Annotated in this window: 9 protein-coding genes; 7 read left to right on the top strand and 2 right to left on the bottom strand. The window is 68.1% G+C overall.

Annotated features, from left to right (window positions below):
* The first annotated feature begins 417 nt into the window (after positions 1 to 417).
* The 4 genes from ARGLB_RS19305 to ARGLB_RS19290 all read left to right on the top strand — a co-directional run bounded on the left by ARGLB_RS19305 (position 418) and on the right by ARGLB_RS19290 (position 5333).
* Positions 418 to 1788, top strand: a complete 1371-nt coding sequence (locus ARGLB_RS19305) for an MBL fold metallo-hydrolase (protein ID WP_003805726.1) — start codon at positions 418 to 420, stop codon at positions 1786 to 1788.
* A 66-nt stretch (positions 1789 to 1854) separates the two neighbouring features.
* Positions 1855 to 2343 carry a universal stress protein gene (locus ARGLB_RS19300; RefSeq protein ID WP_003805725.1) on the top strand — a complete coding sequence of 163 codons (489 nt, stop codon included), beginning with the start codon at positions 1855 to 1857 and terminating at the stop codon, positions 2341 to 2343.
* Positions 2344 to 2452: 109 nt separating this feature from the next.
* Positions 2453 to 3769: an ATP-binding protein gene (locus ARGLB_RS19295; RefSeq protein WP_003805722.1), complete on the top strand. Its 1317-nt coding sequence runs from the start codon at positions 2453 to 2455 to the stop codon at positions 3767 to 3769.
* A gap of 313 nt (positions 3770 to 4082) precedes the next feature.
* Positions 4083 to 5333 (top strand): low temperature requirement protein A, encoded by a 1251-nt coding sequence (locus tag ARGLB_RS19290; protein ID WP_003805720.1) that lies wholly within the window; start codon positions 4083 to 4085, stop codon positions 5331 to 5333.
* 9 nt (positions 5334 to 5342) lie between these two features.
* On the opposite strand, the gene gluQRS is transcribed toward ARGLB_RS19290, so the two are convergent.
* The gene (gene gluQRS / locus ARGLB_RS19285; protein ID WP_003805719.1) at positions 5343 to 6224 is read right to left on the bottom strand and encodes a tRNA glutamyl-Q(34) synthetase GluQRS; all 882 of its coding nucleotides are present in this window, start codon (positions 6222 to 6224) and stop codon (positions 5343 to 5345) included.
* A gap of 371 nt (positions 6225 to 6595) precedes the next feature.
* On the opposite strand from gluQRS, the gene ARGLB_RS19280 reads away from it, so the two are divergent.
* Positions 6596 to 7054: an Lrp/AsnC family transcriptional regulator gene (locus ARGLB_RS19280; RefSeq protein WP_003805718.1), complete on the top strand. Its 459-nt coding sequence runs from the start codon at positions 6596 to 6598 to the stop codon at positions 7052 to 7054.
* A 185-nt stretch (positions 7055 to 7239) separates the two neighbouring features.
* Complete coding sequence (locus ARGLB_RS19275) at positions 7240 to 9954, top strand: FG-GAP-like repeat-containing protein (RefSeq protein ID WP_003805717.1); 2715 nt, start codon at positions 7240 to 7242, stop codon at positions 9952 to 9954.
* Between the two features lie 111 nt (positions 9955 to 10065).
* On the opposite strand, the gene ARGLB_RS19270 is transcribed toward ARGLB_RS19275, so the two are convergent.
* Positions 10066 to 10521, bottom strand: coding sequence for an Lrp/AsnC family transcriptional regulator (locus ARGLB_RS19270; RefSeq protein ID WP_050934420.1), 456 nt, complete (start codon positions 10519 to 10521; stop codon positions 10066 to 10068).
* 104 nt (positions 10522 to 10625) lie between these two features.
* On the opposite strand from ARGLB_RS19270, the gene ARGLB_RS19265 reads away from it, so the two are divergent.
* Positions 10626 to 11273 carry a LysE family translocator gene (locus tag ARGLB_RS19265; protein ID WP_003805715.1) on the top strand — a complete coding sequence of 216 codons (648 nt, stop codon included), beginning with the start codon at positions 10626 to 10628 and terminating at the stop codon, positions 11271 to 11273.
* The last annotated feature ends 13 nt before the right edge of the window (positions 11274 to 11286 follow it).

Below are 11286 nucleotides of genomic sequence, written 5' to 3'. Positions count from 1 at the left end.
CCGCCCCGGGCCGGGTGCCGCGGACCGGATCTAGCCAGCCCGCGCTTCACCCCCGCAACACAGCGCGAACGGACACTTGGGCCCCACTCCCCGGGCCCCAAGTGTCCGTTCGCGTTTTCACGTGCGGGCCGGGCACCCGGCGGACGAGGTGCACGCCGTCCCGCTCAGGGTCTGAGCGTTATTCCCGGCGCATCTGTAGCCCTGGTCGCGCATTTCTGCACCGCTTTGCCTCCCGGCGGACGTCGCCGCCGCGATAATCGGGGCGCCAGCAGCTGAGCGCCCCGGGAAAGTGTGCAGAACTGCGCAGAAGTCAAGTTCAGCAGGCCACATCTGAACTCAATCGGCCTACCATGGAGGCATCCGGGGCGAGGCCCGCGATGAGCGGCGCCTCTCCGGCGCGTCGAAGGGGCCGGGCCAGTGGACGTCGTTGTCATCGAAACCCCGCAGCTCGGGGACCGCAGCTACCTGGTCCATGACGGCCGCGTGGCGCTGGTGGTTGATGCCCAGCGGGACACGGACCGCATCGAGGAGGCTGCCCGGAAAGCCGGAGTGCGGATCACCCACGTGGCAGAAACCCACGTCCACAACGACTACCTCACCGGCGGCCTGATCCTCGCCCGCGCGCACAGCGCCAAATACCTGATAAACGCCGCGGACCAGGTGGCCTACGAGTGCGAGCCGGTCAAGGACGGCCAAACCATGCAGATCGGCGCGCTCACGCTCCACGCGGTGGCCACTCCAGGGCACACCCGCACGCACCTGTCCTACATCGTCACGGACGGACGGGTGCGGGCCGTGTTTTCCGGGGGCAGCCTGCTCTTCGGCTCCGTGGGCCGCACCGACCTCCTCGGCCCCGGAGACACCGCCGGACTGACGCGGGACCAGTACGCGTCCGTCCACCGGCTCGCCGATGAAGCAGGCCCGGATGCTGCCCTCTATCCCACCCACGGGTTCGGCTCGTTCTGCTCGATCGGGCCCGCCACGCGTGCGGAGGCGTCGACCATCGCGGAGCAGCTCGAAGCCAACCACGCGCTCATGGATCCGGATCCCGAGCACTTCGCGGCCGAACTCATGGCCAATCTGTCCGCCTATCCTTCTTATTACGCCCACATTGCCCCTCTCAACATGACCGGCCCCGAGCCTGCGGATCTGAGCCTGCCGGAGTCCCTCGGCGCCGGTGAACTGACGGAGCGGCTGGCGGGCGGCGAGTGGGTGGTAGACCTGCGCCACCGCGTGCTGTTCGCCAGCAACCACCTGCAGGGCACCGTCAGTTTCGAATACGGCTCGGGGCGAAGCTTCAGTTCCTACTTGGGCTGGGTCCTGCCCTGGGGCGAGAAGCTGACGCTCGTCGGCGCCCGCGAGGATGTGCAAAACGCCATCCGGGACCTTTCCCGCATCGGCATCGACCGCCCCGATGCCGCGGTGGGAACGGAACCCGGCGAACTCGCGCCGGGAGCCGCCGTCGCCTCCTTCCCCCGGGCGGGCTGGCCCGCCGTCGTTCATGAGAAGCCCGACGGCGACCCCGTAGTGGACGTTCGGCGCCCGGACGAGTTTGCCGCCTCCCACGTCGCCGGCGCCATCAACGTGCCGCTGCACGAACTGCTGGACCGTCTGGGCGAACTGCCCGCGGGGTGCCTCTGGGTCCATTGCGCCACCGGCTACCGCGCCGGCGTCGCGGCCAGCCTGCTGCAGCGGGCCGGGCGGGACGTGGTCCAGATCGATGCGCGCTTCCGCGACGCCGCGGCCGCCGGCGTCACCTTGCAGATACAGCCGCTGCCGCGGCGGTGACCGTCCTATCAGTGACCGACAATCCTGTCGAAAGTCGCAAAGTCTAGGTTGCAAAGGAGAACAACGATGGATGGAGAAGGCAAAGTGGTTGTGGGCGTGGACGGCTCCGACTCCTCGGTGGAGGCCCTCCGCCTGGCGGCGCGGCTGGCACCGGGTCTGGGCGCCCGCGTCCATGCGGTGGCGTGCTGGCATTTCCCGGAAATGTATGCCGGGTACATCCCCCCGGATTTCGAGGCGTTCGAGACCTCGGCTGCCAAGGTCCTGGCCCAGTCCGTCGAGAAGGCGTTCGGGCCGGACGTCCCGGAGACCCTGACCAGTGAGCTCGTGCGGGGCCCGGCCCCGGCCACGCTGGTGGAGGCCGCCGCCGGAGCGGCGATGCTGGTGGTGGGGCGAAGAGGCCACGGCGGCTTCATGGGCCTGCACCTCGGCTCCGTCAGCACCGCCTGCGTCGCGCATGCCGAATGCCCGGTCCTCGTGGTGCACACCAAGGAGGACCACCACAGCAACCACCACTTCCGCAGGGGCGCAGCGGCCAAAGACGCGGCCAAGGGCTGACCGCCGAGCGTAACGCAACGCACCTGCAACCCCGTGCCGGTGCGCCATCGCCTATGCTCGGCTGAGCAGCTCAGAACTGGCTCAACGTCGAACCACGGGAGACAACCTCATGACCAACTGGCGGATCCGGGACTTCCACTCCGCGGACCTTGACGGCATCCTGCACCTCTGGGAATCGCTGAAGGCCACCAATGTCGAGCCGGTCTATGCGCTCTCCGAAGTGCTGGCCTCCTGCGAAAAGGACCATGCCGTGGTGGCCGTCCTCGGCGACCAGGTGGTGGGCGCCGCCGTCGGACGCGCAGCGCATGACCAGGGCTGGATCGTCTTCCTGGCCACGCTTCCCGAATTCCGCGGCCGGGGAATCGGCACCTCCCTGCTGGCCGCCGTCGAAAACCGGATGGCGCCGCACGGGCTGAACAAGCTTTCCGCCCTGATGCCGGAGTCGGAGACCCGGGTGGAGGCCTTCCTGAGCCGCGGCTTCGTGCTCAAGAAGAACCTGCGCTACTTCGAGCGCACCATCCCCGTGCAGCGCCAGGAGCTCGAGCCCCTGGGCCTGCTGGGCGGCCGAATCCTGGCCCGGGACCTGTGGGAGAACGTGGCCGGCATGCGCCGGGAGAAGGAGTTGCTGGAGCGCCGCCTGGTCCTGCCCCTGGCCGAGGCCGACCTCGCCGACGAGTTCGGCGTCGTGCCGCCGCGTGCCGTGGTGCTGTTCGGGCCGCCCGGCACCGGCAAGACCACCTTCGCCAAGGCCATCGCCTCCCGGCTGGAGTGGCCGTTCGTGGAAGTCTTCCCCTCCCGTCTTGCCGCCGATCCCAAGGGCCTGGCTGGCGCGCTGCGGGAGACCTTCCTGGAGATCTCGGAACTCGAGCACGCCGTCGTCTTCATCGATGAAGTGGAGGAGATCGCCTCCCAGCGTGCCGGGGACCCGCCGTCGCCGCTGCAGGGCGTCACCAACGAGCTGCTCAAAATCATCCCGGCCTTCCGCGAACAGCCCGGCCGCCTCCTGGTCTGCGCCACCAACTTCATCCGCGCCCTCGACTCCGCCTTCCTGCGGCACGGCCGGTTCGACTACGTCATCCCCATCGGCCTCCCCGACCGGCAGGCCCGCGAGGCCATGTGGCAGCGCTTCATCCCCGCCGCCGTGGTGGACGATGTGGACGTGGAGCAGCTGGTGGACCGCACCGCGGGCTTCTCCCCCGCGGACATCGAGTTTGCCGCGCGGAGCGCCTCCCAGCGGGCGCTGGAAAAGGCCGTGTACGACGACGGCGGGCTGGCGTCCGGTGGCGGCGTGTCCGTCCGCGAGGCGGTCCGGAAGGGGCCCGCCACCCAGGACTACCTCGACGCCATTGCGGACACCCGCACCACCGTCAGCGACGAGGTGCACCAGGAGTTCCTGGAGGACATCGACGCCCTGGGCCGGGTGTAGCCGGCCGGTTCCGCCGTTCGCTGGCCGAACTCGCCGGAGCCGGTGCGGGTTCGCCGGAAGTTTACGGCGACCCCGCACCGTTCCGGCGAACTGGGCGGCGCCATTGGGCAGTTGCTGTTCGCGCGGAAGCGGCCGGGGCCAGTCGCCCGTCATCGCGGTGGCCAAGTGGGTCGGCACCCTTGCCCCCACCATTGTCTACGGCGGGTACGGAAGTTCGGCCCTGATCCTTGGGCTCGGAGCCCTGTGCAGTGTGTTCGACCTGGCCTACATTGCCCTGCTCTGGCGGGCGCGCAGACGCGCTACTGTTTGACCCATGCCTTCTAATCCCCTCCGGCACGCCGTGGCACGCATGGGCGGCCGGGATCCGCACCAGCCGCACCGGACAGCCACCCCGCTGGAGCTCTTCTTCGACCTCACCTTCGTGATCGCGTTCGGGGTGGCCGGCAGCCAGTTTGCGCACGAGATCGCGGAGGGACACTTCGGCGCCGGGCTGCTCGGCTTTTCCTTCGCGATGTTTGCCGTGATCTGGGCCTGGATCAACTTCACCTGGTTCGCCAGCGCCTACGATACCGACGACTGGGTGTTCCGGGTGGTCACCATGGTCCAACTGGTGGGCGTCCTGATCCTGGCGATGGGGATCGAGCCCATGTTCCACTCCCTCGTGGAGGGAAAGCACGTGGACAACACCGTCATCGTGGGCGGCTACATCATCATGCGCCTGGCCCTGGTCTCCCAGTGGCTGCGGGCCGCCCGGCAGGACCCTGCCCGCCGGAAGACGTGCCTGCGCTACGCGGGATACCTGGCGGTTGTCCAGCTGGGGTGGATCGCGGTGCTGTTCATCCAGGCGGACGTGCCCACCACGTTCCTGATGATTGCACCGCTGTATGTCCTGGAACTCGCCACCCCGTATGCGGCCGAGCGGAATGCAACCACTCCCTGGCATGCCCACCACATCGCCGAACGCTACGGACTGCTGGCCATCATCGCCCTGGGTGAATGCCTGATCGGCGCCGTCGAGACACTCCGCGCCATCGTGGCCAACCATGGATGGTCGCTTGATGCTGCTCTGGTGGGTTTCGGCGGCACCGCGTTGGCCTTCGGCATGTGGTGGATCTACTTCATCCTGCCGGCCGGCCGGGCCCTGCACCTGCAGCGTCACCGTTCCTACTTCTTCGGCTACGGCCACATCCCCGTCTTCGCCGCGATCGCCGCCACCGGGGCGGGCCTGCACGTCGCCGCGTACTACATCGACCATGCCGCACACATCAGCGCCGCCGTGGCGGTGGCCAGCATCGCCGTTCCCGTGGCGCTGTTCAAGGTCTCGCTCACGGCGCTCTTCAGCGTCATGACGTGCGTCGACCGCACCCTCATCGCCGTCACCACGGGAGTGGTGTGCGTCCTAGCCGGAACCGTGGCCCTGGCGGCGGCGGGCGTTTCGGTTCCCGCCTGCCTGCTCATCATTGTTGCCGCACTGGGGGCCTCGATCGTTATTGATGAACGCCGGAGCACGGACCTGCTCCACGCGTCGCTGGAGAAGCTGGAACAGCGGGCCAGGAATGCGTGACGCCGGCCGCTATGCCCCGGGCCACACCCATGGCTCGCGCGGCAGGCGGGCGGGCGAAAACCCTTCGAGGGCGGCCTCCAGAGAGTCGCCGGGCAGGCCCAGCGACTGAAGAATCGTCCTCTGCACGGCTTCGGCTGGATGTCCGACGGCGGCCAGGTCACCCAGGGTGACCGCGCCGTCGCGCTTGGCAAGCCTGGCGCCGTCGGCGTTCACCACCAGCGGCACGTGAGCATATTCCGGAACTGGCATATTCAGGAGCGAGGCGAGATATGCCTGCCGGGGCGTCGAGGGCAGGAGGTCGTCCCCCCGGACAACCTGGTCTATGCCCTGCTCGGCATCATCGACGACGACGGCCAGGTTGTACGCCGTCACACCGTCGTTCCGGCGCAGGACGAAGTCGTCCACTACTCCGGTGAACGACCCATGCAGCATGTCCTCGACAGTCCACTCGGCCACGGAGGAACGTAGCCGGATGGCCGCCGGGCGGGTGGATCGCTTGAACTCGAGCTCCGCCGCCGACAGCCCCCTGCACGTTCCGGGGTAGGCGCCTTGGGGCGCGTGCGGCGCGGAGGGTGCCTCCTGGATCTCACGGCGGGTGCAGAAGCATTCGTACGTCAGCCCGGCCGCGGCCAGCTCTCCGATGGCCGCCGTATACAGCGGTTCGCGGTCCGTCTGCCGCACGACCCCACCGTCCCAGGTCACTCCGACGGCGGCCAGGTCCCGCAGCTGCGCGGCTTCGGCCCCGGCCCGTGCCCGGTCGAGGTCCTCGACCCGCAGCAGGAACCGGCGCCCGGTGGAACGGGCAAAGAGCCAGGCCAGGATTGCCGTCCGGAGGTTTCCCACGTGCAGCTCACCGGACGGGCTGGGGGCGAAGCGGCCAGCGTGAGTCATGCCCTCCAGCCTATGCCGAACACCACAAGAGCCCCTCAGCTACCGCGCACTCCGGGCGTTGGCCGGGAATCGGTGGCTCAGGGGCTCTTGCCGTGCCTGCCCCGGACGGAACTCCGTCCGGAAATCGAGGCACTTCTTGCGGAAAGACGAATGCGTGAACAAGTGTCAATCAGCGGCTGCCTCCTTGCGGGAAGCGTGGTCCAGGGGGCCGGGTGATGTGCCGTGAGCCTGTAGCCTGCCGGCGGTGGGGGTAACCGTCGCCTGCGTTGCCACTATCTGAGCAGAAGACCTACAGTAGGCGCAATGGGCATGGCATGGACTGGTCAATCTGATCGGTCCTGCACCCGGAAACCGGACAGGAAGTGATCATATTGCAGCTGCTCGACGCCACGGACCGGCGCATCCTTGCCGCCCTGGATGAGGATCCCCGGCTGCCGATCATGGTCCTGGCCCAGCGGCTGGGCCTGGCGCGCGGCACCGTTCAATCGCGCCTGGAGCGGATGACGGCGTCGGGCGCGCTCCGGCCCAACAGCAGCCGCGTGCTGCCCGCGGCCCTGGGTCGGGGCGTTGCCGCCGCTGTCAGCGCCGAACTGGACCAGAGCCATCTCAACGAGGCCATCGCGGCGCTGCGCGAGATCCCCGAGGTGCTGGAGTGCCACGCCCCGGCCGGCGACACGGACCTGCTGATCCGGGTGGTGGCCACCAGCCCCGACGACCTGTACCGGGTTTCGGAGGAGATCCGGCTGTGCCCGGGAATCGTGCGGACGTCCACGAGCATGTTCCTGCGCGAGGTGATTCCCTACCGGACCACGGGCCTGCTAGAGCACTGATTCCGGCCCTGCAGAGCGGCGCTCCGATATTGCGCAAATCATTGGGGAAAACTGCGGATATTCCGGCGGCTGTCCTGCGGTGGCAACTGTAACCTGATTCAGCATCTGCCGCAGCGCTGGGCACGCAGCGGGTGCATTGTTCACTCAGGGTCTCCGCCGGGGGGTCGGTCTCAATAAGGAACTCAATGCGCTCTTTTTCCCGTTCAATCGCGTCGGCCACAGGTTTGCTGGTTTTGGCCGCTGGCCTCGTCTCGCTTCCCGCCACCGCAATGGCAGCCACGGATCCTGCCGGCAACGGCACGTCACTGCCGGTCGAGTCCGGTTCGGAACAGGCGCACCACGGCTACGAATCCGCGCCCGGCGTTCCGGCGGACGGGCCGCCTGCAGGCCTGGCCCTCCAGACCGAGGCGGGAGGAACGGCCGCCGCTGCCCTCACAGTCAAGGTCGTCGTCGCCACGCTGGTGGACAACAAGGCCACCGTTCCGATGGCCCAGGCTGAAGCGGCCGTGGCGGCCTCCAGCAACTACTGGAAAGCCATGTCCGGCGGCCGCATTTCCATGACCGTGACAGAACGCGCCACGTTGGCGTCCAAGACAGCCAGGTCGACGGACTCCTACTACGACATGATCAACAAGATCACCACCGAGCTGAAGTGGACCTACGGCACCAACAAGGCGCTGGTGGTCTTCGTTCCCAGCGCCACGCTCTCCGGCGGCGCCCTCGGTGCCGGCTACAGCAGCACCGGCAACAGCGGACGGGTTCTGATGCCGCAGATCAGCGGCTTCACCAACAGCGTGATCGCCCACGAGTTCGGCCACGTGCTGGGGTCCATGCACGCCGATGCCCTGCAGTGCAGCAGCGGCGCATCCGATGTGGGCACCACGAGCACCGGCCAGTTCACCGACTCCTCCTGCTACATCCGCGAATACGGCGACAGCACCGACCTGATGGGGCTGTCCAGCTACAACATGCCGGTGATCAGCTCGCCGTTCTGGGACGCCAAGGGCCTGGGCTCGGCTACCGACATCCGCGACCTCGGCGTGGCATCCGGCGTGAAGAGCTACACGCTGAGGCCCTGGGGCGACACGAAGCTGGCCTACCGCGCGGTGAAGTTCACCGATCCGGTCAGCAGGGAGGTCTACTATCTGGAGCTCCGGCAGCCTGCCGGCTACGACGCCTACCTGGCCAGCGGGGCCGCGGGCAACCGGGGCGTGAAAGTTGTCCAGCGGGGCGGCGCCACCCCGTGGTCCTCGCTCGCGCTGATGCCGTCCACGGTTCCGTTCAGCGGGTACTACGCCACCAACCACACCTGGCAGGCCGGCCGCACCTTCATCACCCACGCGGGAACCCGGGTCACGGTCAACACCGTGACCGCCACTTCGGCCACTGTCACCATCGACGCCGACCTCGCCCTGCGCACCAAGATCCAGTTCTCGGCCGGCGACTTCAACGGCGACGGACGCCCGGACATGGTCTCCCGCGAAGCCGACGGTTCGCTCCTGCTGTTCGCGGGCATGGGCGGAAACAAGCTCGGAACGGCCGTGAAGATCGGGACGGGCTGGAACATATTCAACATGGTCCTCGGCAACGGCGACTTCAACGGGGACGGGAAGACGGACCTCATTGCCCGGACGTCCAACGGAGCCCTGTGGCTGTACCCCGGCAGCGGAACCGGCGGCTTCCTGGCACGCAAGCAGATCGGCTCCGGCTGGGAGGGCTTCAAACGCATCATCGCACCCGGCGATTTCAACGGCGACAAGCGGGCCGACCTGCTGGCTATGCGCGCCGACGGAACCCTGTGGCTGTACCCCGGCAACGGAACCGGAGGCTTCCTGGCGGCCAAACAGGTGGGCTCCGGCTGGCAGGGCTTCACCGCCGTCACCGCAGCGGGAGGGCTCGCCACGGGCCCCGGCCTGCTCGCCCGCTCCAGCACCGGGACCGTTTACCTGTACCCGGGCAGCGGAACCGGAGGCTTCCTGGCCCGCCGCACGCTGGCCACCGGATGGGCCAGCACGGAACTGATCGCCGGCCAGGACTTCACCTCCGACGGGCACACGGACATCCTCTCGGCCAGCACCAGCGGGGCCATCACCGCGTACGCGGGCAACGGCGTCGGCGGTTTCGCAACCAAGCTGAAGATCGGCACCGGCTGGGCCGGCTTCAGCCAGGTCTGGGAAGCCGGCGATTACGACGGCGACGGCAAGCCCGACATCCTGGCCCGGACGGCCCAGGGCGTCCTGCGGCTCTACTCCGGCAACGGCTCGGGCGGGTTCCGCACGTCCCGTCAGCTCGGTACCGGCTGGCAGGCCTTCGACCAGGTGGTGTCCGCCGGGAACTTCAACGGCGCCGGCGGCCCTGATCTCCTGGCCCGGAAGCCCGACGGCTCGCTCTGGCTCTACCCCACGAACGGAACGGGACTCTTCCAGACAGCGAAGAAGATCGGCACCGGCTGGCATGCCTTCGCGCGGATCATCGCCCCCGGCGACTTCTCCGGCGACGGAAGGACGGACATCATCGCGCAGGAGCCTGACGGCAAGCTGTGGCTCTACCCCGGCAACGGGGCGGGCGCCTTCCTTGCCCGGAAGCAGATCGGCTCCGGCTGGGCGGGCTTCAGCCAGGTTGTTGCGGGCAACGACTTCAACGGCGACGGTAAGGCTGACCTGATGGCCCGCGCGTCGGACGGCACGCTCTGGCTCTATCCCGGCAGCGGCGCCTCCGGCTTCCTGGCCCGCACGCAGCTCGGCACCGGCTGGAACGCCTTCACCACCCTCGCCAGCGTGGGCCGCTTTGCGGGCACGGGCAACCCGAACGTCGTTTCCGTGTCGGCCGATGGGTCACTCTGGCTCCATACCGGCACCGGGAAGGGCATCTTCCAGAACGTCGTGCTGAACCCCCGCTGAGCAGGGAGACAGTCCAGCGCGAGCGAACACTTGGGGCCCCTGATCCACCCGGATCGGGGGCCCCAAGTGTGCGTTCGCGCTTTTCGCAGGCCTGCGCGGTTGGAAGGAACGTCAGACGGGCGGACCAGCGTTGGATTTCAGGTTCTTCATCACCAGCGTTGAGGTCAGCCGTTCCACCCCCGGCAGCACTGTCAGCTCGCTGTCGTAGAACCGCTGGTAGGACGGCAGGTCCGCCGCGATCACCTTGAGCAGGTAGTCCGGGGAACCGAACAGCCGCTGCGCCTCCACGATGTTCGGGTTCTCCGCCACCCGGTTCTCGAAGATCTCCATGGTCGGGCGGTCCACCTGCCGGAGGGTGACAAACACAATCGCCTCAAAGCCAAGCCCGACGGCGGCCGGGTCAATGTCCGCTTTATAGCCGCGGATCACGCCGGACTGCTCGAGGTCCCGGAGCCGGCGGTGGCAGGGCGCCACGGTCAGCCCCACCTTGGCGGCGAGGGCCGTGGCAGTTATTCTGCCGTCCTCTTTGAGATGGCGCAAAATACTTCTGTCGATATGGTCAATCACGCAAGAATCTTACTCTGACGACAGCGATCCGCGCGAAATTTGAGAGCACATCTGGGGCTGTTTTGCCTAGGCTTTTCTTACAGTCAAACACGCAGGAGGCCGCCATGAATCCCCAGCTTTTCCTCGCCTTTATCGTGGTCGCGGCCGCCCTCGCCTGCACCCCGGGAGTGGACTGGGCCTACTCCATCACGGCCGGACTCGGCCGCCGCAGCTTTGTCCCCGCCGTCGCGGGGCTGTGCAGCGGATACGTCCTGCACACCCTCCTCATGGTGGCCGGGCTCGCCGCCGTCCTGGCAAGCATGCCGGGCCTGCTGGGCTGGATCACGGTGGCCGGGGCCGTCTATCTGCTGTGGCTCGGCACCATCACCATCAGGTCGTGGCGGGGCGCGACCTTTTCCGCAGCGACCGCCGTCGGACATCCGGGGCAGAACCAGCTCCGGTCCTTCCTTCAGGGCATGGGGACCAGCGGCATCAATCCCAAGGGGCTGCTGTTCTTCCTGGCCCTCGTGCCGCAGTTCGTCAGCGCCGACGCCCCGCTGCCCGTGCCGGTGCAGTCGGGACTGCTGGGCTTGACCTTCGTGCTGCTCGCGGCCCTCGTCTACACATGCGTGGCACTGCTGTCGCGGAAACTGCTGCAGTCCCGGCCGAACGCAGCCCGCAGGGTCACGCTGACCAGCGGCATCATCATGGTGGTCCTTGGCGCCGCTTTGCTCTCGGAGCAGCTGCTTCCAGCCCTGGCCCGGTTCGCATAGGCGCCGCCTAGGA

The sequence above is a fragment of the Arthrobacter globiformis NBRC 12137 genome, from assembly GCF_000238915.1.
Taxonomy (GTDB): Bacteria; Actinomycetota; Actinomycetes; order Actinomycetales; family Micrococcaceae; genus Arthrobacter; species Arthrobacter globiformis.
The sequence above is the reverse complement of the archived record's forward strand: the minus strand, read 5'-3'. Positions and strand labels throughout refer to the sequence as shown.

Bases quoted from the DNA above. Each gene is read 5' to 3' on its own strand.
- ARGLB_RS19295 (WP_003805722.1), top strand. From the start codon at position 2,453: ATGACCAACTGGCGGATCCGGGACTTCCACTCCGCGGACCTTGACGGC.
- ARGLB_RS19265 (WP_003805715.1), top strand. From the start codon at position 10,626: ATGAATCCCCAGCTTTTCCTCGCCTTTATCGTGGTCGCGGCCGCCCTC.
- ARGLB_RS19290 (WP_003805720.1), top strand. From the start codon at position 4,083: ATGCCTTCTAATCCCCTCCGGCACGCCGTGGCACGCATGGGCGGCCGG.
- ARGLB_RS19300 (WP_003805725.1), top strand. From the start codon at position 1,855: ATGGATGGAGAAGGCAAAGTGGTTGTGGGCGTGGACGGCTCCGACTCC.
- gluQRS (WP_003805719.1), bottom strand. From the start codon at position 6,224: ATGACTCACGCTGGCCGCTTCGCCCCCAGCCCGTCCGGTGAGCTGCAC.
- ARGLB_RS19275 (WP_003805717.1), top strand. From the start codon at position 7,240: ATGCGCTCTTTTTCCCGTTCAATCGCGTCGGCCACAGGTTTGCTGGTT.